The organism is Aeromicrobium fastidiosum, assembly GCF_017876595.1.
Lineage (GTDB): Bacteria > Actinomycetota > Actinomycetes > Propionibacteriales > Nocardioidaceae > Aeromicrobium > Aeromicrobium fastidiosum.
On sequence record NZ_JAGIOG010000001.1, the window covers coordinates 2240756 to 2262765 of the forward strand.

Sequence of the window (22010 nt, forward strand, 5' to 3'; positions counted from 1 at the left end):
TCATCGACACCTCGGTGACCAGCCGAGCGATGTACTCGTACGACGCCTCCAACTACCGGGTGTCGCCGCTCGCAGTGGCCTTCCCGTCGAGCGTCGAGGACGTCCAGACGCTCCTGCGCACATGCCACGACCTGGCGCTGCCGGTGACCGTGCGCGGCGGCGGCACCAGCATGGCCGGCAACGCGATCGGCGAGGGTCTCGTCATCGACGTCTCGCGAGGGTTGCGCGCCATCGTCGACATCGATGTCGACGCCAAGACGGCGGTCGTCGAGTCCGGCGTCGTCCTCGACGACCTCAACCGCGAGCTGGTGGCCCACGGTCTGGCGTTCGCCCCCGACCCGTCCTCGAAGTCGCGCGCGACCATCGGCGGGATGCTCGGCAACGACGCATGCGGCAACCACTCGGTCCGCTGGGGCAGGACGTCACGGCACGTCATCGCCGTCGACGTGCTCCTCGCCGACGGCACCATGCTGCGCATCGGGCCGGACGGCATCACCCCGGTCCACCGACGTGACGCAGCAGCCTCCGAACGTGCTGCCGCCCTGGAGTCCGAGCTGCGAGCCATGACCCAGGACAACCTGGCGATCATGCGCACCGAGCTCGGCCGCATCGGACGCCAGGTCTCCGGCTATCACGTCGACCAGATGCTGCCGGAGAACGGGTTCAACGTCGCGCGAGCCCTCGTCGGGACCGAGGGGACGTGCGCGATCATCGTCCGCGCGACGGTCCAGCTCGTCGAGCCCCCGGCGGCCACGAGCCTGCTGGTCCTCGGATACGCGGACGTGGTCGATGCGGCCACCGACGTGCCGTTGATCCTGCCGTTCGAGCCGACGGCGACCGAGGGCATCGACGACGCGATCGTCGCGACCATGATCGCCAGGCGAGGCGCGGACTCCGTGGCAGCCCTCCCCGAAGGTCGCGCCTGGCTCTACGTCGAGCTGGACGGTGCGACGCAGCACGACGTCCACGTCAAGACCGAGAACCTGCTCCACGAGCTCCGCGAGGCCGGACGTCTGCTGGACGGGTTCGTCGTCGACGACCCCGACCAGCGAAAGTCGCTGTGGCGAGTCCGCGAGGACGGGGCAGGACTGTCCACCCGACCGGACGTCGACACCCAGACGTGGGCGGGGTGGGAGGACGCCGCGGTCGATCCGCACGTCCTGGCCGACTACCTTCGCGACTTCAGGGTGCTGACGGCGGAGTACGGGCTGTCGGGCGTCCTCTACGGCCACTTCGGCGCGGGCTGCGTGCACGTGCGCCTGACCTTCGACATCGCCACGGCCGAGGGGCGCGACCACATGGTCAGCTTCGTCCACGCCGCCGCCGAGCTCGTCGTCCGGCACGGCGGGTCCCTGTCGGGCGAGCATGGTGACGGACGGGCCCGCAGCGAGCTGCTCAGCACGATGTACAGCCCACAGATGCTTCACCTCTTCCGACGCTTCCGCGAAGCGTTCGACCCGGACGGGCTCCTGAACCCGGGGATCATCGTCGACCCGCGCCCGCTCGGAGAGGACCTCCTGCCCCTGTCGACCGAAGGCTTCGTCGAGGCCGGCGGTCGCGACCTCCTGTTCACCTACCCGCACGACGGTGACTTCGGGTCAGCGGTGCAGCGGTGCGTCGGCATCGGCCGCTGTCGCAGCGACCACGGAGGGTTCATGTGCCCCTCCTACCGTGCGACGCACGACGAGAAGGACTCCACCCGTGGTCGGTCTCGCGTGCTCCAGGACATGGTCAGCGGGGCACTGGGCAAGGACGGGTGGTCGTCCGACGCCGTCCACGACGCCCTCGACCTGTGTCTGTCGTGCAAGGCGTGCTCGTCGGACTGTCCCGTCGGTGTCGACATGGCGACCTACAAGTCCGAGGTGCTCCAGCAGAAGTACCGTCGCAGGCTCCGGCCGGTGTCGCACTACTCCCTGGGTTGGCTGCCACGGTGGATCGCCATCACCGGGCGCATCTCGGGCCCGGTCAACGCTCTGCTGGCCGTGCGACCGATCCGCCTCGTGGCGATGCGACTCGGCGGGGTCACGACGGCACGTCGCCTGCCGCGGTTCGCGTCATCACGCAGGGCGCGCCTCGCAGCCAGCGACGCGAACGCCGACGTCCTGCTCTTCGTCGACAGCTTCACCAAGGGGTTCCGCCCAGACCTGGTCCAGCACGCCGAGACCGTCCTTCGCGCGACCGGGACGACGGTCGGCGCCGCTCCGGCAGGTTGCTGCGCCCTCACCTGGACGACCACGGGTCAGCTGACGGCAGCTCGCCGGATCCTCACCGAGACCGCTCGAGTCCTCGACGAGTCCGGCGATGCGCCGATCGTGGTCCTCGAGCCCAGCTGCGCGGCCGCGCTCAAGAAGGACCTCCCCGAGCTGGTTCCGACCGATGCCGCGCGTCGTGTGTCGGCGCGCGTGACGACGTTCGCGGCGGCGATCGACGCACGGCTCGATGCCGGCTGGCAACCGCCCGTCCTGCCCGACTCGGTGCTCACCCAGACGCACTGCCACCAGCACGCCGTCTTCGGGGCCACCAGCAGCACCAAGGTCATGAACAGGCTCGGCATGAAGACCGTCGATGTCGAAGGCTGTTGCGGACTGGCCGGCAACTTCGGCTTCGAGGCACAGCACTACGAGACCTCCATGGCCGTCGCAGCCCATGATCTCCGGCCCAAGGTCGAGGCGCTCGACGGCGGCATCGCGGTCGCCGACGGCTTCAGCTGCCAGACCCAGATCTCACATGTGTCGGACAACGACGTCCGAGCACAGCACCTTGCCGACGTTCTCCACGCGGCACTGACTGACAACAACCCTCAGGAGGGCGCTTCATGACCATCGTCGACCACACGCACACAGGAAGGTCCGCCCTTGCCGCGGTGCCGACCGATCTGCTCATCGACGGGACCTGGCGGGCGGCGTCCGACTCCGCCCGGATGGACGTCATCAACCCGGCCACCGAACAGGTCATCACCCAGGTCGCCGACGCCTCGCTCGTCGACGTCCAGGCAGCCGTTGCCGCTGCCGTGAAGGCGCAGGCATCGTGGGCCGCGACCGCCCCCAGGGCACGCTCGGAGATCCTCTACCGGGCGTACGAGGAGATGATGCGCCGCCAGGACGACCTGGCCCTCATCATGACGTCCGAGATGGGCAAGCCCTTCGCCGAGGCCAAGGGCGAAGTCGCGTACGCGGCCGAGTTCTTCCGCTGGTTCGCCGAAGAAGCGGTCCGCATCGACGGTGGCTTCAGCCAGCGTCCCGACGGCACGGCACGCACGATGGTCCTGCGCCAGCCGGTCGGCCCGTGTCTCCTGCTGACCCCATGGAACTTCCCGGCGGCCATGGGCTCACGCAAGATGGGCCCGGCCATCGCTGCCGGGTGCACGATGGTGCTCAAGCCCGCCCCGCAGACCCCGTTGACGAGCCTGGCCCTGGCGCAGATCCTGCAGGACGTCGGTCTGCCCAAGGGCGTGCTGAACGTGGTCACCACGTCACGAGCAGCCGAGGTCATCGAGCCGGTCCTGACCGGAGGCGACATCCGCAAGCTGTCGTTCACCGGGTCGACGGCGGTCGGCAAGATCTTGCTCGCCCAGGCCGCCCAGCAGGTCGTCCGCTGCTCGATGGAGCTCGGAGGCAACGCACCCTTCATCGTCCTGGCCGATGCCGACATGGACGTCGCGGTCGAAGCGGCCATGCAGGCCAAGATGCGCAACATGGGGGAGGCCTGCACCGCAGCCAACCGGATGTTCGTCCACTCCTCGGTCGTCGACGAGTTCGCATCCCGCCTCGCCGAGCGCATGGGCGCGCTGAAGGTCGGCAACGGGATGGACGACGGCGTCCAGGTGGGACCCATGATCGACGCTGCCAGCCGCGACAAGGTGCTGCGCCTGGCAGAGGACGCCATCCAGCGTGGTGCCCGCGTCGCCGGCGGTGGCAACGCCTCCGGCGGCACGGGCTTCTTCGTCGAGCCGACCGTGCTCACCGACGTGCAGCCCGGCTCCGACCTGCTGTCGGCCGAGATCTTCGGCCCCGTCGCCGCCATCCAGACCTTCGAGACCGTCGACGAGGTCCTCGCGATCGCCAACGACACCGAGTGGGGGCTGGTCGGCTACGTCATCACCCAGGACGTCGACCTCGCCTTCGAGATGAGTGAGCGTCTCGAGGTCGGCATGGTCGGGCTCAACACGGGCCTGGTCTCCACGCCGTCGGCACCCTTCGGCGGCATCAAGCACTCAGGACTTGGCCGCGAGGGCGGCCGCCTGGGCATCGAGGAGTTCCTCGACGTCAAGTACATCGCCATGCCCATCCGAGAGCGAGGTCGCGCATGAGCGCATCCCTGTCCCCCCTTCTGACCCCCGCCACCCCCGTCGTGGTCGACCACGGCGCCGGAAGCTACGTCTACGACGCTGACGGCCGTTCGTGGCTCGACTTCACGACCGGGATCGGCGTCACCAGCACGGGCCACTGCCACCCGGCAGTCGTCGCCGCGGCACGCGAGCAGGTCGGCAAGCTCATCCACGGCCAGTTCACCACCGTGCGCCACAACCCGATCCTGCGCCTCACGGAGATGCTCGGCGACGTGCTCCCGACCGGGCTGGACAGCGTGTTCTACGCCAACAGCGGCAGCGAAGCCGTCGAGGCGAGCCTGAGGCTCGCCAGGATGGCGACCGGCCGCAACAACATCATCGCGTTCCAGGGCGGCTTCCACGGCCGCACGTTCGCCGCGGCCACCCTGACGACAGCCGGCACCAAGTTCCGCACCGGCTTCGGGGCACTCGTGCCCGGTGTCTACTCCGCGCCCTTCCCCTATGCCCTGCGCTACGGGTGGGACGAGGAGACCGCGGTCGACTTCGCGCTGCAGGAGCTCGACTTCCTGCTGAGCACCACGTCGGCAGTGGTCGACACGGCGGCGTTCATCATCGAGCCGGTCCTCGGCGATGGTGGATACCTGCCCACACCGCTGCGCTTCCTGCAGGGACTGCGCGAACGCGCGGACCAGCACGGCATCGTGCTGATCGTCGACGAGGTCCAGACCGGTGTCGGCAGGACGGGCACCTTCTGGGGCCACGAGCCGTCGGGCATCGTCCCGGACATCCTCATCACCGCCAAGGGCATCGCGAGTGGCTTCCCCATCTCGGCCATCGCCGCTTCGACGTCGTTGATGTCCAAGGCGTGGCCCGGTTCGCAGGGAGGCACGTACGGCGGCAACGCAGTCTCGTGCGCGGCTGCCATCGCGACCCTCGGGGTCGTCGAGTCCGAGGGTCTGGTGCAGAACTCCGCGGCTCAGGGGGAGCGACTGATCGCAGGGCTCCGCGAGGCAGCGGCATCGGTCTCGACCATCGCCGACGTCAGAGGTCGCGGCCTCATGATCGGCATCGAGTTCACGGACCCTGACGGCACCCCGAGGCCCGATCTTGCGGCCGGCTCCCAGCAGGCCGCCATCGACGAAGGGTTGCTGCTGCTGACCTGTGGCACGCGGGGGAACGTCGTCCGCTTCATCCCGCCGCTGATCGTCACCTCGGAGCAGGTCGACGAGGGCGTCGCCGCCTGGTCGAAGGCGGTCGCCGCAGCCGGCGCGTGACTCGCTGAGAAGCCGAAGAGGGAGGGAAGCGCGCCAGGGGGCGCATCCCTCCCTCTTCTCGTGTGCGTCGTCGTCTGACAGCGCTCGGACGACGCAGTCAGACGACACAGAAGGGGCCGGGCATCATGCCCGGCCCCTTCTGCGTCTCAGTCGCTCACAAGTTCTGGCAGAGGCGACGCGCGTCGTAGATCGCGGAGTGGATGCCGCGGTGGGAGATCGCGTCCCCGACCCGGTAGAGCCTGAAGCGTCCGTCGCGGTCATCGTGCGTGGGCTGCGCCTGCCCGAACCGGAAGAGGTCCAGGTCGGTCTCGCCGTTGTTGCGCGAGTGCGGCTTCAAGGCCAGATACACGTCGTCCATCGCGATGGTGCCCTGCTCGACGACCACGACGTCGGCCGTGCGCTCGTCCATGGCGTCGGACAGCACGTTGCGGAGCGTGGCCTTCAGCCGTCCGTCGGCGCGCTCGACCGAGAGGACCTCGGTGTCCGGCGTCGCCGTGACGCCGCCGCGGAGGAGTCGGGTCTTGTAGCCGGGGATGATCGTGTGTCCGACGTCGTGACCGATGTGCTCGTCGACCGTCACGATCTCCACGGTGTTGCCCTCGCCTTCGAGGAAGTGCTCAGCGGCGACCAGCGCCTGCTCGGCACCGTGGTCATCGACGATCAGCACCGACGTGTTCGAGGGCGCAGCCTTGCTGAGGACGTCGACGACGCTCAGGGTCAGGTCGCCGCCTCCCTGGGGCAGGTCGGTGTTGGGCATGCCGCCGGTGGCGATGATGAAGACGTCCGCGTCGAGCTTGAGGAGGTCGTCCTCGTCGACGTAGTGGTTGGCCAGGAGGCGTGCCCCGGCGTGCTTCGCCTCGCCCACGAGCCACTCGGTGATGGACCGCTTCTCGGACTGCCGCGCTGATCGCGACAGGGGCAGGACCTGGCCGCCGAACTGGCTGGCCGCCTCGTACAGCGTGACGTCATGGCCTCGCTCGGCCGTGACCCTCGCGGCCTCCAGGCCCGCCGGCCCTCCGCCGACGACGACGACACGAAGCCGCTCGGAGGTGGGGGTGGTCAGGTGGGGGATGAAGGCCTCACGGCTCGTGGCCGGGTTGTGGATGCACAGGGTCTCGACCCCGGTCAGGCAGTGACTCGCACCGACGCAGGGACGGATCCGCTCCTCTTCACCGGCTTCGAGCTTGGTGACGATGTGCGGGTCGGCGATGTGGCTGCGGGTCATGCCGATGAGGTCGACGAAGCCCTCGCGCAGTGCGTATCGGGCAGTGGCCAGGTCGGCAACGCGGCCGGCATGGAACACGGGCACGTCGACTGCCTGGCGAATGGCCAGGGCCAGGGGCAGCTTCTCGCCGAGGGGAGTGCCGGCGGACGGGATCAGGTCGGCGAGCTCGCGGTGCGTGAACCCGCTGCCGTAGAGAACGTTGAGGAAGTCGATCTGCCCGGTGCCCGCCAGCAACCCCGCCATCTCGACGCAGTCCTCGCCCTGCAGGCCGTCGGGGGAGGGTTCTTCGCCGGGGATCCGCGCGCCGACGGCCCAGTCGTCACCGACCTCTGCGCGGATGGCTCCGACGATCTCGATGAGGAACCGCGCGCGGTTCTCCACCGACCCTCCGTACTGGTCGGTGCGGGTGTTGCCGCGCTTGGCGAAGAAGGTGTCAGGCAGGTGTCCCGAGCTCGCCATGATCTCGACGCCGTCGAGGCCGCCGTCCTTCGCGTAACGCGCGGCGCGCGCGTACGCGGCAAGGATGCGGGTGAAGTCGAAGTCCTCCATCACCTTGGGGAAGGTGCGGTGGGCGCGCTCGCGGATGGCCGACGGCGCGACCGTGGGGAGCCAGGTCGCGTGATCGTCCGCGCGTCGGCCGAGGTGACTGATCTGGACCATCGTCTTGGCACCGTGCCTGTGCAGCCGCTCAGACAGGTCGGCGTAGTTCTCGACGATGCGAGGGTTGCCGGCGTTGATGCTCTCGAAGAAGCTGTGCGCGTCCTCGGCGACGAAGCTCGATCCTCCGAACATCACCAGACCGATGCCACCGATGGCCTTCTCCTCCTGGTAGCGGAGGTATCGATCGGTCATCAAGCCGTCACGGGTGTATCCCAGCGGGGCGTGCGCCGTCGTGATCACACGGTTCTTGACCGTCAGGTTGGCGAAGCTGAAGGGTTCGAGCAGAGGGTCCACGGGGGATGCCTTTCGAGCTGGGGTGTGTGCCTCGCGGCGTTGCATGGTGCGAGATGAAGGGTTACTCGCCATTGAAGTGCACAACACTTCAACAGTCGGTACGACGATGGTAACTCGCCGCGGAGCGTTTGTAATCTCATTGGTGAGGCGTGCGTCACTGGGCCGCGCCTAAGGTGTCAGAGACGTTTCGTGCGAGAAACATTCTCGGCAACCTGTTGTCAAGGGGTTGTGATGTGAGGTAGAACTGTCCCACACTTCAACAGTACGACGATCACCTTCTCGGGGTCCCTCCACCAGAAAGAGTCCTGCCATGAACCGCACCTCTGTGCGCAGCACCCGTCTCATCGGCGCAGCTGCTGTCGCCGTACTGCTCTCTTCCGTCGCCGCCTGCGGTGGATCGTCCGACAGCTCCAGCGCCTCCGGAGCGGCCGGTGGCGGCTCGGGATCGGAGAAGGTCGACAAGATCGCGGCCCTGCTGCCCTCGTCCGTGACCAAGGACGGGTCGATCAAGATCGCCGCCGCGGCCTACGCCCCGGCCGTCTCCGCCCCCACGGGCGGCTCGAAGGTGCCGTCGGGCTGGGACGCAGACCTCATGACGGCTGCAGCGGGCGTGCTCGGAGTCAAGGCCGACTACGTGATGATCCCGTTCGACGGCATCATCACCGGCCTGCAGGCAGAGCGCTACAACACGGCCGTCGGCGACATCGGCATCAACGACGATCGCCTCAAGTCGGTCTCGTTCGTCCTCAACCACACGACGCGCGACCTGTTCGTGGTGCCGACCGACAGCAAGGTGCCCGACACCGTCGAGACCGCCACCGACGCGTGCGGCCTGTCCGTCGGCGTCCTGCTCGGGTCGCAGGAAGCTGGCTTCGCGACCTCGGCCAAGGCCGACTGCAAGGCGGCCGGCAAGGACCTGACCATCAAGACCTTCCAGGACCAGGCCACCGTCAACCTCGCCGTGGCGCAGGGTCGTGTCGACGCCAACCTGACCGACGAGGGAACCGCCGGCCTGCTCCTCGAGAAGTCGCCGGGCAAGTTCAAGACCGTCGAGGTCCCCTTCGTCCCCGTGCTCCCGACAGGCTTCGCCTTCCCGAACAACGACGACACCGCGAAGATCACCGAGGCGTTCGCCGCGGCCGTCAACCACCTCATCGAGACCGGTGAGTACGACAAGATCACGGCCAAGTACTTCAAGGACGGCGACAAGGGCAAGGTCGACAAGGCCGAGGTCTACTCGACGACCGTCTCGGGCGCGAAGACGTCGACCAAGTGAGCATGACCTCCCAGGCAGCCGCTCGTGGGACCTCGTCCCACGAGCGGCTGGCCGCCCAGGACAAGCCGCCGACGGACGTCGTCCAGCTGAAGCATCCGCTGCGCATCGCGTCGGCAGCGCTGGTCATCTTCACCGCGGTCGCAGGCGGCTACTCGGTCGTCACGAACGAGAACTTCCAGTGGGACCGAGTCGCCTTCTACGCGTTCAACCCGCAGATCCTCGCCGGACTGCGGTCGACGCTGATCCTGACGGTCGCAGCGGTGACCATGGGCCTCGTCCTCGGCATCATCCTCGCCACCTTCCGCATCTCGCAGAACCGCGTCCTGTCCGGAGTGGCCGGGCTGTACCTGTGGTTCTTCCGAGGAACCCCCCTGCTGATCCAGCTGATCTTCTGGTTCAACTTCGCCGCCCTCTACCCGCGTCTCGGGATCTCCATCCCGTTCGGTGGTCCGGAGCTGGTCGGCGCCAGCACGAACGACGTCCTGACGGTCTGGTTCGTCGCGCTGCTCGGGCTGACGTTGAACGAGGCGGCCTACATGGCGGAGATCATCCGCGGCGGGCTGCTGGCGGTCCCGAAGCAACAGACCGAGGCTGCTCAGGCGCTGGGGATGAGCCAGTTCCTCCTGTTCCGCCGGGTGATCCTCCCGCAGGCGCTGCGCGTCATCATCCCGCCGACCGGCAACCAGGTCATCGGCATGCTGAAGTACAGCTCGCTCGTCAGCATCATCGCTCTGCCCGACCTGCTCTACTCGGCCCAGCTGATCTACTCGCAGAACTTCGAGACGATCCCCCTGCTCATCGTGGTGTCGCTCTGGTACCTGCTCTGCACCAGCATCCTGACGGTCATCCAGCGTCGGGTCGAGAAGTACTACGGCAGGGGCACGGCGAGTGCTCCGACGCCCAAGGCAGCCAAGGCCCTCCGCAAGGACAAGGCCCGTCTGTCAGAGGTGCCGGCATGAGCATCGGGACCGAAGAGATCGACAAGACAGGAGCCGCTCCCATGGAGTCGAGCAACAACAGTCCCAAAGAGCCCATCGTGCGGGTGGTCGACCTGACCAAGAGCTTCGGCGGGCTGGACGTCCTCAAGGGCGTCAACCTCGAGGTCGAACGCGGTGAGGTCGTCTGCATCCTCGGCCGATCGGGATCGGGAAAGAGCACGCTGCTGCGGTGCGTCAACCACCTCGAGCGGCCCGACTCCGGTGCCGTCGTCGTCGACGGCTTCGTCATGGGGTACCGCGCCAAGGGCGGCAAGCTGCACGAGCTGCGGACGGGCGATGCGGCCAAGCAGCGGCAGACGGTGGGCATGGTCTTCCAGTCGTTCAACCTCTTCCCGCACATGACGGTCATGGAGAACCTGATCGAGGCGCCGCGCAAGGTGCAGGGTCGTGGCCGCGACGAGCTGGTCGGTGAGGCGCGGGCGCTGCTCAAGGACGTCGGCCTGCTGGAGAAGGAGAACGCCTACCCGGGAACTCTCTCGGGCGGACAGCAGCAGCGTGTCGCCATCGCTCGTGCGCTCATGATGCAGCCGAAGGTGATGCTGTTCGACGAGCCCACGTCCGCCCTCGACCCAGAGCTGGTGGGGGAGGTGCTCGAAGCGATGAAGCGCCTCGCGGCGACAGGCATGACGATGATGGTCGTCACCCACGAGGTCGGCTTCGCGCGCAATGTGGCCGATCGCGTGATCTTCATGGCCGACGGAGTGGTCGTCGAAGACGGGCCGCCGTCGCAGGTCATCGACAACCCCCAGGCACCCGAGACCAAGACGTTCCTGAGCACGCTGCTCTGAGCGGGTCTCGGCACGACGTGCTGCGCCCGGGTACCCGGGCCAGCCGTTCCTCGCTACCGCCGAGCGCAAGCACCTGACAGTCCGGGGACCACAGGGGTCCGGGCTGCCCATCAACTGGACGGACAGTCCGTAGGAGGGTCCTCGTGACCACAATCGTTGTTGCTGTGAAGTACGTCCCGGACGCCACGGCTGACCGGACGTTCAGTGCCGATAACACCGTCGATCGTGTTGGTGTGGATGGTCTGCTGTCCGAGCTCGACGAGTATGCGGTCGAGCAGGCGTTGCAGACCATCGAGGCCGGTGACGGCGAGGTCGTCGTGCTGACGGTCGGGCCGGAGCAGGCGGCTGACGCGGTGCGCAAGGCGCTGCAGATGGGTGCCGATTCGGGCATCCACGTGACCGATGATGCGATCCATGGGTCTGATGCGTTCGCGACGTCGGAGATCCTGGCCAAGGCGATCGAGAAGGTCGGCGACTTCGACCTGCTGTTCTTCGGCATGGCCTCGACCGACGCGGGCCTGGGTGTCGTCCCGACGCTCGTGGCCGAGCGCCTCGGCCTTCCGGCCGTCACGTTCGCCTCGGAGATCACGGTCGACGGCGACACGGTCAAGATCCGCCGCGACGGCGACGTCGCGACGCAGGAGATCGAGGGCACGGGCAAGCTCGTGGTCTCGGTGACCGACCAGACCGGCGAGGCTCGTTACCCGTCCTTCAAGGGCATCATGGCCGCCAAGAAGAAGCCGGTCGAGGAGTGGTCGCTGGCCGACCTGGGTCTGGATGCGAGCAGCGTGGGTCTGGACAACGCCTGGACCAAGGTCGAGTCGTTCGAGCCCCGTCCGCCGCGCACGGCCGGTGAGATCGTCACCGACGAGGGAGATGGCGGCGTCAAGCTCGTCGAGTTCCTCGCGTCCAAGAAGTTCGTCTGAGAAGGCCGAAGGAATCTGACATGACTGAAGTTCTCGTTCTCATCGACGCTCCTGATGGCAAGGTCACCAAGCCGTCGCTCGAGCTGCTCACGATCGCCCGCCGCATCGGCGAGCCCTCCGCCGTCGTGTTTGCCGATGCCAGTGGGCACAGTGCCGACAATGGTGTGCTGGCCGAGTACGGTGCCGAGAAGATCTACACCTATGACGACGCCGTCTACGACGAGTACCTCGTCGGTCCCAAGGCCGAGGCCCTCAGCCAGCTCGTGGCCGAGGTCAGCCCCGCCGCGGTGCTGACCGGTTCGTCGACGGAGGCCAAGGAGATCAGCGCCCGCGTGGCGCTCAAGACCGAGTCGGGCTGGATCGGCGACGCGGTCGACGTCCAGGCTGATGGTGGCACGGTCACCACGACGCAGTCGGTCTTCGCCGGCAACTTCACGGTGCGGTCGCAGGTCACCAAGGGTGCGCCGGTCATCTCGGTCAAGCCCAACTCGGTGGCTCCCGAGGCCGTCAGTGGTGCCGGTGCGGTGGAGGCCAAGACGGCCGACATCACGGATGCTGCCAAGGGTGCGAAGATCACGGCGTCCAAGGAGAAGGCCGCCTCGGGTCGCCCTGAGCTGACCGAGGCCGCGATCGTGGTCTCCGGTGGGCGTGGCACCGGTGGTGACTTCACCGAGGTCGAGGCGTTCGCCGACAGCCTCGGTGCTGCCGTGGGCGCTTCGCGTGCTGCGGTCGACTCCGGCTGGTACCCGCACAGCTTCCAGGTCGGCCAGACCGGCAAGACGGTCTCGCCGCAGCTGTACGTCGCCAACGGCATCTCTGGTGCGATCCAGCACCGGGCCGGCATGCAGACGTCCAAGACGATCATCGCGGTCAACAAGGACGACGAGGCCCCGATCTTCGAGCTCGTCGACTTCGGCGTCGTGGGCGACCTCAAGGCCGTCCTGCCCGCCGCGACCGACGAGGTCAAGAAGCGCAAGGGCTGACCATGAAGACAGTGCACGTGCGAGGTGACCGCCTGGTCACCGTCGAGGAACGAGATGAGCCGCAGCTCCTGACCGGTCCCGGTGCGAGCGGACTCGACGCCATCGTGAGGGTGACGGCTGCCTGCGTGTGCGGCTCCGACCTGTGGACCTACCGGGGGTTCCGCAAGCCGGCCCACGACCACGGCATGGGGCACGAGTTCGTCGGCGTCGTGGAGGAGGTCGGCACCAACGTCCGCGCCGTCCGTCCGGGCGACTTCGTGATCTCGCCGTTCTACATCGCCGACGGCACGTGCGCCGTGTGTCGAGCAGGGTTCACGGCTCACTGCCTGAACGGGGGCACCTTCGGTGCCGAGATCCCCGGCGAGGGCCACGCCAACGGCACGCAGAGCGAGATGGTTCGCATCCCCTTCGCCGACGGCACACTCACGGTCGTGCCAGACGGCGCTGCGAACGACACCAACCTGGCCGACTTGCTGGCGCTGTCGGACGTCATGGGAACCGGCCACCACGCGGCGATCTCGGCCGGCGTCCGACCCGGCTCGACCGTGGTCGTGGTGGGCGACGGCGCCGTCGGGCTGTGTGCCGTCATCGCGGCCAAGCGGATGGGTGCCGAGCGCATCGTGGCGATGTCGCGCCACGCCGACCGTCAGGCGCTCGCGCGCGACTTCGGCGCCACCGACGTGGTCGCCGAGCGAGGTGATGAAGCCATCGAGATCGTCAAGGACATGTTCGACGGGATCGGGCCGGACATCGCACTCGAGTGCGTCGGTTCGGTGGAGGCCATGACGCAGTCCATGGGGTCGGTGCGGCCAGGAGGCGATGTGGGCTTCGTCGGCGTGCCTGTGACCGGCGGCGACCTCTCGGTGCAGACGATGTTCCGCACGAACATCGGCGTCCGCGGCGGCATGGGCACGGTCCGCGACTACATGGCAGATCTGCTGCCAGCAGTGCTCGGGGGGTCCATCCAGCCGGGACGGGTCTTCGACCAGGAGCTGCCGTTGGCCGATGCCGCCGAGGGCTACGCGCTCATGGACGAGCGGCGTGCCATCAAGGTCATGCTGCGGCCATGAGTGCCCTAGAGCTCGTAGTCGAACTGGAGGCGGACGGTGTCGCCTCGAAAGACGATGGACGAGTACTCGAACGGGCGACCGGTGGGGTCGGAGATGACGTCGGTGAGCATGAGGGCAGGCGCGCCACGTCGCAGCTCGAGCAGCGTGGCGTCGGTGCCCTCGACCGCGACGGCCTCCAGGTTCTCCGCCACCGAAGCCATGGGCAGCGCGTACTGGTCCTTCAGCACCACGCACAGCTGCCGTCCGACGAGGTCGTGGTCGGCGAGGTCGGGAGCAAGGTCCGCCGGGACGTAGGACCGATGGAGGCTGACGGGCGACCCGTTCGCCGAACGAAGCCGGACGACGGCAACCACGTCCTGGCCTTCGAGGCGAAGACCTTCGCGGACGGCGCGCGGAGCAGCAGTGGTCTCGACCGACACCAGCGTCGTCGAGATGGCGTACCCCTGAGCCTCGAGCTGCTCGCGCACGCCCTTGTAGGCGGGCGACCGCGCGGTGATCTTCGGCGGCGCGACGTACGTGCCCTTGCCGGGGACCCTCACGAGCAGCCCCTCAGTCGCCATCTTGCTGAGGACCCCTCGCACCGTCATGCGGCTGAGGCCGTAGATCCGGTTCATCTCGTTCTCGGACGGCACGCGCTGGTTGGGGACCCATTCTCCGCCGGCGATCTTGGCGTACAGGATCTCCTCGAGCTGCTGGTACAGCGGAACCGCTGAGTCGCGGTCGAGGGTCTCGGTCACGGGTTCCTCCATCGGGCAAGAGTAGAACATCTGTACCTCAACATACTTGTACAACCCTGTCTATACAGGTACGGTGAAGTGGTTGGTTGTGAGCCCTGACACAGGGCCTCAGATGATGGACCTACCGAGGAGTCGAAGCAGATGCAGGTGTCAACAGCCGCCCTGACCCGGGTCGCACGAGATCACGGATACGCCGTCCCGGCCGTCAACGTGTTCGACGAGGTCGGCATGCGCGCGGTCGTCGAGGCCGCCGAGCTGCGTTCGGCGCCGCTGATCGTCCAGGTGTCGGTCAAGACGACGCGGTCAGTCGGCACGGGACTCCTCACCGACACGTTCCGAGCCCTCACCCGGGATGCTTCCGTGCCGGTGGCGCTCCACCTCGACCACTGCCCCGACCGGGCCGTCGTCGCGGAGGTCATCGCGGCGGGTTGGTCGTCCATCCTGTTCGACGCCTCCGACCGCGACCTCGCCACCGCGGAGCGAGAGACGACCGAGGTCGTCGCTGCCGCCCACGCCGCCGGCGTCGACATCGAGTCCGAGATCGAGAACATCCTCGGCGTCGAGGATGGCGTCGGGTCCGACGACGCTCAGCACGCCTACAGTGTCGAGCAGCTCGCCGAGGTCGCCGAACGCACAGGCGCGGACCTGCTGGCTCCGCAGCTCGGGACGAGCCACGGCATGTTCACGTCCAAGCCGACCCTGCTGCCCGAGCGAGTCACGGCCTTGGCCGCTCTGACCGACAAGCCCATCGTCCTGCACGGCGGTACGGGCCTGTCCGACGAAGAGTTCCGGTCGTTCATCTCCGCCGGCGTCTCGAAGATCAACATCTCGACCGCCGTGAAGATGTCCTACATGCGGGCCGCCGCCGCCCATCTGGACGAGGCCCGCCGCACGGACCGCTGGGACCCGCCGTCGATGTTCAGGTCCGTCTCGGACGCCGTCCGGTCGGAGATCGTCGCGCACATCGACGCGTTCGGGGCGGCCGGCCGCGCCGAAGCCGCGGTGAAGGCGATGCCGTCATGACTTCGAACTTCCTCATCTTCGACTGCGACGGCGTCCTCGCCGACACGGAGCGAGATGGACACCTTCCGGCCTTCAACGAGACCTTCGAGCACTTCGGAGCTCCCATCCGATGGAGCCAGGACGACTACGCCGAGCTCCTGAGGATCGGCGGCGGCAAGGAACGCCTCGCCTCCGTCCTGACCCCCGAGCTCGTGAAGGAGGCTGGGCTCCCCACCGACCCGCGGCAGCAGCGCGATGTCGTCCTGTCCTGGCACGCGTACAAGACCGCGCGCTACACCGACATGGTCCGAGCCGGCCGTCTCCCCGGACGGCCGGGTGTCGCCCGCATCGTCGCGGAGGCGCACGACGCGGGATGGGGGCTTGCCGTCGCTTCGACCTCGGCTGAAGAGTCGGTGCGGGCTGTGCTCGAGCACGTCGTCGGACCCGAGCTCTCCACGCACTTCTCCGTGTTCGCCGGAGACGACGTCGCGGCGAAGAAGCCCGCACCCGACATCTACCAGCTGGCGCTGGCGCAGCTCGGCGCGTCCTCCACGAGTGCCATCGTCATCGAGGACAGCCATGTCGGCCTGACCGCGGCGCTGGCGGCTGGGCTCGTCACCGTCGTCACCCAGAGCAGCTACACCGCTGACGAGGACTTCTCGGGTGCAGCTCTCGTCGTCAGCTCGCTGGGCGACTACCCGGCAGACCCCACGGTCGTCCTCGACTCGCCCCACGGCACCGCGATCGTCGGCCACGTGGGAATCGACGACCTCATCCGCGTGAGGGCAGCCGCCCTCTCGGCCAACTCAACACCCGGTAGGTGACCATGAACGACAGCGGCAGCACGACCGGGACGACCCGGCTCGAGAACACCGTCAAGACCATCGCCACGACCTGCGTGGCCAACGAGCAGTACTTCTGCGACCTCGACTCCGTCGTCGGCGACGGAGACTTCGGCTACTCCCTCGCCCGGGGGTTCGAGAAGGTCCTCGAGGACTGGGACAGCTACGACCGTTCCGACCTCTCCACCTTCCTGCAGGGCGTCGCGACGACGATGAGCAGTCGCATCGGCGGCACCTCGGGGCCGATCTGGGGCACGGCCTTCCTCCGGGCCGCCATCGCCATCAAGTCCAAGCAATCGCTGGAGGGTGCCGATGTGGTCTCGATGCTTGATGCCGCCATCGCCGGCATCAAGAAGCGAGGCGGAGCTGAGGTCGGCGACAAGACCCTGCTCGACGCCCTGGTGCCTCTCACCGACGAGATCCGCGACGGCGTCGCCGAGAACGCAGAGCCGCGCGCCATGGCCGAACGAGCGGCCAAGGTCGCTCGCGAGTCCGCCGAGGCAACCAGCGCCCTGACGGCGCGACGAGGGCGAGCCTCCTACACCGGGGACCGAAGCATCGGCTCTCCCGACCCGGGAGCGATCGCCATGGCCGTGCTCGCCGAGCACATCGTCGACTCCTGGGCCTGACCGCCCACCCCACCGCCCCGTCAAGACGAAGGAACCAGCATGAAGAAGTTCATCAACGACCCCCAGGCTTTCGTGCCCGAGATGCTGCAGGGACTCGCGCTCGCGAACCCGGACACCCTCACGTACGTGCCCGAGTTCAACCTGATCCTGCGCGCCGACGCTCCCCACCATGACCGCGTGTCCATCATCCAGGGCTCCGGATCCGGCCACGAGCCGGCTCACGTCATGCTCGTCGGCGACGGCATGCTGGACGGCGCCTGCCCCGGCGACGTCTTCGCTGCCCCTCCGACGGAGTACGTGCTCGAAGCGGCTCGGCGCCTCGCCAGCGACAAGGGCGTTCTTCTCCTGGTCAACAACTACACGGGCGACAAGATGGCGTTCGAGATGGCCGAGGAGCTGGCCGACGCCGAGGGCATCAAGGTCCGCACCCTGTTCATCAACGACGACGTGGCCGTCGAGGACTCGCTTTACACGATCGGCCGACGGGGTGTGGCCGGCAACTTCTTCGTGATCAAGGCCGTCGGTGCCGCGGCAGCAGCCGGCGCAGACCTGGACGAGATCGTCCGCATCGGCGAGAAGGTCAACGCCGCCACCCGCACCATGGGTGTCGCGTTGACGGCCTGCACCCCGCCCGCGAAGGGGACGCCGCTGTTCGACATCGGCGACGACGAGATGGAGGTCGGCGTCGGCATCCACGGCGAGCCGGGCCGCCGGCGGACCACGATGACCTCCGCGAACGAGATCGTCGACGAGCTGCTGGAGGCCATCATCCCGGATCTCCCGTTCTCGTCCGGCGACGACGTCGCCCTGATGGTCAACGGCCTCGGCGGCACGCCCATCAGCGAGCTCTACCTCCTGTACGGGATCGCCCACGCCCGCCTCGCCGAGAAGGGCATCTCCATCGGACGCAACTACGTCGGCTCGTACTGCACGGCGCTCGACATGGTCGGGACCTCCGTGACCCTCGTCAAGCTCGACGACGAGATCCGGTCGCTGCTCGAAGCGCCGGCCCACATCCCGGTTCGCATCTTCTGATGCTCATCGGACTCGGCTGCGACCCGAACGCCCACGACCTCAAGCAGACCCTCGCCGACTACGCGGTCGAGCTCGGCCATGAGATCAAGGACTTCGGCTCAGATGATCCGCTCTACTCCAACACGGCCGTCCGCGTCGCGGAGAGCGTCGTGAGGGGCGACGTCGATCGCGCCGTCGTCCTGTGCGGGACGGGCATCGGCGTCTCCATCGCGTCGAACAAGGTCAAGGGCGCCTACTGCGCACTGGTCACCGATGCCTACCAGGCAGAGCGCGCCCAGCTCAGCAACAACGCCAACATGATCGCCCTGGGCTCGCAGGTGACGGGTGTGGAGTCGGCCAAGCGCATCCTGGCGACCTACTTGGGCGCGACGTACGTGGAGTCACCGCGCAGTGCGCCCAAGCTGGCCGAGATGTACAAGTACGAGGTCTCCACGTGAGGAGGCTGGCACCGCAGGATCTCCGGATCGAGGCCGAGGAGGCCCGTCTGCTCATCCTCAGGATGCTGAGGGGCGGACGCTCCGGTCACGTCGGCGGGGCCCTGTCGTGCGTCGACATCCTGACGACGCTCTACTTCGACGAGATGGACATCGACCCGCTCGAGCCCACCCGGCCCGACCGGGACCGGTTCATCCTGTCGGCCGGTCACAAGGCCCTCGCGCAGTACGCAGTGCTGGCCCGAAGGGGCTACTTCCCGGAGCCGTGGGTCGACACCTACTCCGACCTCGGCAGTCGCCTCGCGGGGCACCCGGACATGCACAAGCTGCCCGGTGTCGAGGCGAACACCGGTGCCCTGGGCCACGGGCTCTCGATCGCGTGCGGCATCGCCCTCGGCCTCCGGTTGCAGGAACGCCGCAGCAGGGTGTTCGTCGTGCTGGGCGACGGGGAGCTCCCGGAAGGGTCCAACTGGGAGGGCGCGGCGATGGCCGCGCACCACCAGCTCGGCAACGTGGTGGCGTTCGTCGACGTCAACGACCTGCAGATCAGCGGACGCACCGCGGACGTCATGAACATGGAGCCGATCGCCGACAAGTTCGCAGCCTTCGGGTGGAAGGTCCGCACCATCGACGGCAACGACGTCGAGCAGATCCAGGGCGTTCTCGCCGAGGTGGACCGCGACTCGAGCAGCCCCACGGCGGTCGTCGCCCAGACGACGAAGGCCAAGGGCGTCAGCAGCCTGGAGGACACCGCCGCCTCCCACTACTGGAAACCCGCCGCGGCTGAGATGGCCGAGGCCGAGGCGGAGATCCGCGCGCGCCTTCAGCAGCTCAGCCTTCAGACGGTCGCCCGATGACCGCCGCACCTGAGCTCGTCGACCCTCGCAAGACGTTCGGCCAGGCGGTCACCGAGTTCGCGGCCGACGACTCCCGTGTCGTCGTGCTGTCCGCCGACAGCGGAGTGTCCTCAGGCTTCGGCGCGTTTCGTGACCGGTTCCCGGGGCGCTACCTGGAGTTCGGCATCCAGGAGCACGGGGCCACCGGCGTCGCCTCGGGTCTGGCGACCACCGGACTCGTGCCGGTGTTCGCCGCCATCGCGGCGTTCGTGACGAACCGCAACTACGAAGCCTTCCGCAACGACGTCGCGTACATGGGCCAGAACGTCAAGATCGTCGGGCGCAACGGCGGGATGACGTACTCCGACCTCGGGCCGACGCACTACTCGCTCGAGGACTACGCCATCATCCGGATGCTCCCCGGCGTCGTGGTCCTCTCCCCGCAAGACCCCGGAGAGATCAGGGCAGCCGCCCGGGCCATGCTCACCCATGAGGGCCCGGTCTACATGCGCATCGGTGGGCCGGCGATCGCGAACCTGTTTGCCGAAGGACCCTTCGTCATCGGCAAGGGACGGACTCACCGCTCGGGCGACGTCGCCACGGTGGTGAGCACGGGGCCTGCGACGGCGAACACCATCGCGGCGGTCGACGCGCTGCGAGCAGAAGGGGTGACGCTCGATCTGCTCTGCATGCCTACCGTCGAGCCGGTGGACGCAGAGCTCATCATCGAGTCTGCGACGCGCACCGGCCACGTGATCACGGTCGAGGAGCACTACGACCGGGGCGGTCTGTCCGCAGCGGTGTCAGAGTGCCTCGGGCCGCTCAGGGTGCGGCACGACGCGATCGGTCTGCCGCACCAGCACGTCATCACGGGAACGTACGAGGGGCTCCTCGCCACGTACGGGCTGGATGCCGAGGGTCTCACTCGCCAGCTGCGTGACATCGTCGCGGCCGGACGGCCTGCGTCGGCCAAGTAGCCATGCACCACCATTCTGCGAGAACACCTCGGCGAGCAACGAAGCAACGTCGGTCGGTCCAGCCGTCAGCGGCACCTCACGCGAGCAGGCCAGGATCGCCTGGCCAATGAGCCGGGTCAGTCGGCGTGGCTGCTCCGGCCTTCGAGGTCGACAGCAGCGACCGCCTCGTGGATCAGTTCTCGCGCTGCCCTGACCATTGCGTCGTTCGCTCGCTTCGTGATGCTCCGCATGACGATGCGTCGAGTGCCCAGCCCGTGCAGATCGAGAACATCGACACCGTCCGGTACGGACTCCCCGAGAGCCAAGGCCGGCACGAGAGCCATGCCCTCCCCGGCCGCCACGAGAGCGAGCGCGGTCGTCGTCTCGTAGTACCGGTGCAGGGTGGTGGGCCCGGAGCCACTGCCACGCCGCAGTCTGTTCGCCGCGGCAGAACTTGCCGACGCCTCGTCGACCCCCAGCCAGGGGACAGCCAGGCGGTCGAGGTCGACGCTGTCGTCCCGAAGGACGGTTCCGGCCGGCACCACGAGCCGCCACGGCTCATCCAGCAGGGGTTCCTCGATGACTCCTGGGGGAAGGTCCGGTGGGTCGCCGGAGGCATCCAGCTCGACGACCAGGACGTCGAGCTCTCCACGGCGCAGGAGCCTGCCGAGCTGCGGCAGGTCGCCTTCGACGAGCTCCACCTGGATGCGGGGAAACCTGGCCCTCCAGTCAGCCAGGCTCGGCACCAGGACGGAGCGCAGGAAGCTGCTGAATGCCCCGACGCGCATCGTCCCGTCCGGCCCGGCGGGCCGATCAACAGCGAGCAGAGCGGTCGCCATGACGCGCTCGATGTCCTCCGCGGCCTGCGCCATCGTGAGGCCCGCCGACGTCAAGGTCGTCCCACGCGTGGTTCTGAGAACCAGCGCTTGGCCGACTTCTTGCTCCAGCTTGGTCAGTTGCTGGGAGATGGCTGACGGCGATACCCGGAGCTCGTCGGCAGCCGCGACGACTCCGCCGTTGCGAGCCACTGCGAGCAAGGTGCCGAGCCTTTTGGGGTCCACGTCCATGTGAAGCAATGCTAACCGCGATCTGAATCAGAGTGCAATTGTGCTGAAGTCGTCGCATCGGCAGAATTGGTCGGGACACGAGGGATGAGGGAGATGACTGCTGCACTGCTCGGCTGGCTGGGAACAGCTGGCACACTCGCCGCTTACGGCCTGCTGTGGCGTGGACGTCTGACATCGACCTCGCGGAGGTACGCCCTTCTCAACGTCGTCGGAGGGCTGCTGGCCGGAACTGCGAGCGGGTTGTACGGCGCTTGGCCGAGCGCTGCCTCCAACGTCGTGTGGGCCGCCCTGGGCCTGCACTCGATGTTGGCTCGGGGTGTCGGTGCGAGCGGCGGCGATGAGGTCGAAGCGGACTGTTCCCCAGCCGCTCAGCGGGGGACTCCCAGTCCCGTGGCCTGAGGCGTCGATGCAGATCGAGCTGCTGGACCGACGCGACTGCTGGCAAGGGTGGCCGCGCTGATGCCACGGCTGGGGCTCGGAATCCGGACTGCCGACCCCCGATCCGCGGCCCTCGCATTGCCGATGGGCATCGATGCGGTCAGAATGTTCTCAGCCTGTTGCAGGGCGACCCGAACTGACTGCCTACCTCCAGCCGTTACCCAACTGCAGGACCGCACGATCGAGTACCGCCCCAACGACTTCACGCCGCCGGAGCGCTGTACCTGCCCTTGGTCCTCGCTTCGACGAATC

The 22010-nt window shown here is 68.0% G+C and carries 20 protein-coding genes; 17 read left to right on the forward strand and 3 right to left on the reverse strand.

Annotated features, from left to right (window positions below; all coding sequences use genetic code 11):
* The first annotated feature begins 14 nt into the window (after positions 1 to 14).
* Genes JOF40_RS11065 through JOF40_RS11075 form a run of 3 tightly spaced genes read left to right on the forward strand, consistent with a single transcriptional unit; the run spans position 15 to position 5562 of the window.
* Positions 15 to 2819, forward strand: a complete 2805-nt coding sequence (locus tag JOF40_RS11065) for an FAD-binding and (Fe-S)-binding domain-containing protein (RefSeq protein WP_223148494.1) — start codon at positions 15 to 17, stop codon at positions 2817 to 2819.
* Positions 2816 to 4309, forward strand: a complete 1494-nt coding sequence (locus JOF40_RS11070; protein ID WP_129185195.1) for an NAD-dependent succinate-semialdehyde dehydrogenase — start codon at positions 2816 to 2818, stop codon at positions 4307 to 4309. Before JOF40_RS11065 ends, JOF40_RS11070 begins: the two co-directional genes overlap by 4 nt.
* Positions 4306 to 5562, forward strand: coding sequence for an aspartate aminotransferase family protein (locus tag JOF40_RS11075; RefSeq protein ID WP_129185194.1), 1257 nt, complete (start codon positions 4306 to 4308; stop codon positions 5560 to 5562). The genes JOF40_RS11070 and JOF40_RS11075 overlap by 4 nt, the downstream gene beginning before the upstream one ends.
* A 154-nt stretch (positions 5563 to 5716) precedes the next feature.
* On the opposite strand, the gene JOF40_RS11080 is transcribed toward JOF40_RS11075, so the two are convergent.
* Positions 5717 to 7741: an oxidoreductase gene (locus tag JOF40_RS11080; protein WP_188111939.1), complete on the reverse strand. Its 2025-nt coding sequence runs from the start codon at positions 7739 to 7741 to the stop codon at positions 5717 to 5719.
* A 310-nt stretch (positions 7742 to 8051) separates the two neighbouring features.
* On the opposite strand from JOF40_RS11080, the gene JOF40_RS11085 reads away from it, so the two are divergent.
* The 6 genes from JOF40_RS11085 (at position 8052) to JOF40_RS11110 (ending at position 13782) form a co-directional block, all read left to right on the forward strand.
* On the forward strand, positions 8052 to 9017 hold the full coding sequence (locus tag JOF40_RS11085) for a transporter substrate-binding domain-containing protein (RefSeq protein WP_129185192.1): 966 nt from the start codon (positions 8052 to 8054) through the stop codon (positions 9015 to 9017).
* Positions 9018 to 9019: 2 nt separating this feature from the next.
* Positions 9020 to 9976 carry an amino acid ABC transporter permease gene (locus JOF40_RS11090; protein ID WP_129185191.1) on the forward strand — a complete coding sequence of 319 codons (957 nt, stop codon included), beginning with the start codon at positions 9020 to 9022 and terminating at the stop codon, positions 9974 to 9976.
* 41 nt (positions 9977 to 10017) lie between these two features.
* Complete coding sequence (locus tag JOF40_RS11095) at positions 10018 to 10803, forward strand: amino acid ABC transporter ATP-binding protein (protein ID WP_129185372.1); 786 nt, start codon at positions 10018 to 10020, stop codon at positions 10801 to 10803.
* 143 nt (positions 10804 to 10946) lie between these two features.
* Complete coding sequence (locus tag JOF40_RS11100; RefSeq protein ID WP_129185190.1) at positions 10947 to 11729, forward strand: electron transfer flavoprotein subunit beta/FixA family protein; 783 nt, start codon at positions 10947 to 10949, stop codon at positions 11727 to 11729.
* Between the two features lie 20 nt (positions 11730 to 11749).
* A complete protein-coding gene (locus JOF40_RS11105; protein ID WP_129185189.1) occupies positions 11750 to 12712 on the forward strand; it encodes an electron transfer flavoprotein subunit alpha/FixB family protein in 963 nt (320 codons plus the stop codon).
* Positions 12713 to 12714: 2 nt separating this feature from the next.
* Positions 12715 to 13782 carry a zinc-binding dehydrogenase gene (locus tag JOF40_RS11110; RefSeq protein ID WP_129185188.1) on the forward strand — a complete coding sequence of 356 codons (1068 nt, stop codon included), beginning with the start codon at positions 12715 to 12717 and terminating at the stop codon, positions 13780 to 13782.
* Between the two features lie 5 nt (positions 13783 to 13787).
* Here JOF40_RS11110 and JOF40_RS11115 read toward each other — a convergent pair whose 3' ends face one another.
* Positions 13788 to 14519 carry a GntR family transcriptional regulator gene (locus JOF40_RS11115; RefSeq protein ID WP_209674547.1) on the reverse strand — a complete coding sequence of 244 codons (732 nt, stop codon included), beginning with the start codon at positions 14517 to 14519 and terminating at the stop codon, positions 13788 to 13790.
* A 141-nt stretch (positions 14520 to 14660) separates the two neighbouring features.
* Here JOF40_RS11115 and JOF40_RS11120 point away from each other — a divergent pair, with 141 nt between their 5' ends.
* Genes JOF40_RS11120 through JOF40_RS11150 form a run of 7 tightly spaced genes read left to right on the forward strand, consistent with a single transcriptional unit; the run spans position 14661 to position 20274 of the window.
* Positions 14661 to 15542 (forward strand): class II fructose-bisphosphate aldolase, encoded by an 882-nt coding sequence (locus JOF40_RS11120; RefSeq protein WP_129185186.1) that lies wholly within the window; start codon positions 14661 to 14663, stop codon positions 15540 to 15542.
* Positions 15539 to 16345, forward strand: coding sequence for an HAD-IA family hydrolase (locus tag JOF40_RS11125; RefSeq protein ID WP_129185185.1), 807 nt, complete (start codon positions 15539 to 15541; stop codon positions 16343 to 16345). Before JOF40_RS11120 ends, JOF40_RS11125 begins: the two co-directional genes overlap by 4 nt.
* 2 nt (positions 16346 to 16347) lie before the next feature.
* Positions 16348 to 16992 (forward strand): dihydroxyacetone kinase subunit DhaL, encoded by a 645-nt coding sequence (gene dhaL / locus JOF40_RS11130; protein ID WP_129185371.1) that lies wholly within the window; start codon positions 16348 to 16350, stop codon positions 16990 to 16992.
* A 39-nt stretch (positions 16993 to 17031) separates the two neighbouring features.
* Positions 17032 to 18027 carry a dihydroxyacetone kinase subunit DhaK gene (gene dhaK / locus JOF40_RS11135; protein WP_129185184.1) on the forward strand — a complete coding sequence of 332 codons (996 nt, stop codon included), beginning with the start codon at positions 17032 to 17034 and terminating at the stop codon, positions 18025 to 18027.
* A complete protein-coding gene (locus JOF40_RS11140) occupies positions 18027 to 18464 on the forward strand; it encodes an RpiB/LacA/LacB family sugar-phosphate isomerase (protein WP_129185183.1) in 438 nt (145 codons plus the stop codon). The genes dhaK and JOF40_RS11140 overlap by 1 nt, the downstream gene beginning before the upstream one ends.
* Positions 18461 to 19318, forward strand: a complete 858-nt coding sequence (locus tag JOF40_RS11145) for a transketolase (RefSeq protein WP_209674549.1) — start codon at positions 18461 to 18463, stop codon at positions 19316 to 19318. The genes JOF40_RS11140 and JOF40_RS11145 overlap by 4 nt, the downstream gene beginning before the upstream one ends.
* The gene (locus JOF40_RS11150) at positions 19315 to 20274 is read left to right on the forward strand and encodes a transketolase family protein (RefSeq protein ID WP_129185182.1); all 960 of its coding nucleotides are present in this window, start codon (positions 19315 to 19317) and stop codon (positions 20272 to 20274) included. Before JOF40_RS11145 ends, JOF40_RS11150 begins: the two co-directional genes overlap by 4 nt.
* A 116-nt stretch (positions 20275 to 20390) precedes the next feature.
* Here the strand turns inward: JOF40_RS11150 and JOF40_RS11155 are convergent, their stop codons facing one another.
* Positions 20391 to 21320, reverse strand: a complete 930-nt coding sequence (locus JOF40_RS11155; RefSeq protein WP_129185181.1) for a LysR family transcriptional regulator — start codon at positions 21318 to 21320, stop codon at positions 20391 to 20393.
* Positions 21321 to 21413: 93 nt separating this feature from the next.
* Here JOF40_RS11155 and JOF40_RS20445 point away from each other — a divergent pair, with 93 nt between their 5' ends.
* Positions 21414 to 21719, forward strand: a complete 306-nt coding sequence (locus JOF40_RS20445) for a CBU_0592 family membrane protein (RefSeq protein WP_425458204.1) — start codon at positions 21414 to 21416, stop codon at positions 21717 to 21719.
* Positions 21720 to 22010 lie beyond the last annotated feature (291 nt).

Bases quoted from the DNA above. Each gene is read 5' to 3' on its own strand.
- JOF40_RS11150 (WP_129185182.1), top strand. From the start codon at position 19,315: ATGACCGCCGCACCTGAGCTCGTCGACCCTCGCAAGACGTTCGGCCAG.
- JOF40_RS20445 (WP_425458204.1), top strand. From the start codon at position 21,414: ATGACTGCTGCACTGCTCGGCTGGCTGGGAACAGCTGGCACACTCGCC.
- JOF40_RS11120 (WP_129185186.1), top strand. From the start codon at position 14,661: ATGCAGGTGTCAACAGCCGCCCTGACCCGGGTCGCACGAGATCACGGA.
- JOF40_RS11110 (WP_129185188.1), top strand. From the start codon at position 12,715: ATGAAGACAGTGCACGTGCGAGGTGACCGCCTGGTCACCGTCGAGGAA.
- JOF40_RS11105 (WP_129185189.1), top strand. From the start codon at position 11,750: ATGACTGAAGTTCTCGTTCTCATCGACGCTCCTGATGGCAAGGTCACC.
- JOF40_RS11075 (WP_129185194.1), top strand. From the start codon at position 4,306: ATGAGCGCATCCCTGTCCCCCCTTCTGACCCCCGCCACCCCCGTCGTG.
- JOF40_RS11090 (WP_129185191.1), top strand. From the start codon at position 9,020: ATGACCTCCCAGGCAGCCGCTCGTGGGACCTCGTCCCACGAGCGGCTG.
- JOF40_RS11095 (WP_129185372.1), top strand. From the start codon at position 10,018: ATGGAGTCGAGCAACAACAGTCCCAAAGAGCCCATCGTGCGGGTGGTC.
- JOF40_RS11140 (WP_129185183.1), top strand. From the start codon at position 18,027: ATGCTCATCGGACTCGGCTGCGACCCGAACGCCCACGACCTCAAGCAG.
- dhaK (WP_129185184.1), top strand. From the start codon at position 17,032: ATGAAGAAGTTCATCAACGACCCCCAGGCTTTCGTGCCCGAGATGCTG.
- JOF40_RS11070 (WP_129185195.1), top strand. From the start codon at position 2,816: ATGACCATCGTCGACCACACGCACACAGGAAGGTCCGCCCTTGCCGCG.
- JOF40_RS11125 (WP_129185185.1), top strand. From the start codon at position 15,539: ATGACTTCGAACTTCCTCATCTTCGACTGCGACGGCGTCCTCGCCGAC.
- dhaL (WP_129185371.1), top strand. From the start codon at position 16,348: ATGAACGACAGCGGCAGCACGACCGGGACGACCCGGCTCGAGAACACC.
- JOF40_RS11085 (WP_129185192.1), top strand. From the start codon at position 8,052: ATGAACCGCACCTCTGTGCGCAGCACCCGTCTCATCGGCGCAGCTGCT.
- JOF40_RS11155 (WP_129185181.1), bottom strand. From the start codon at position 21,320: ATGGACGTGGACCCCAAAAGGCTCGGCACCTTGCTCGCAGTGGCTCGC.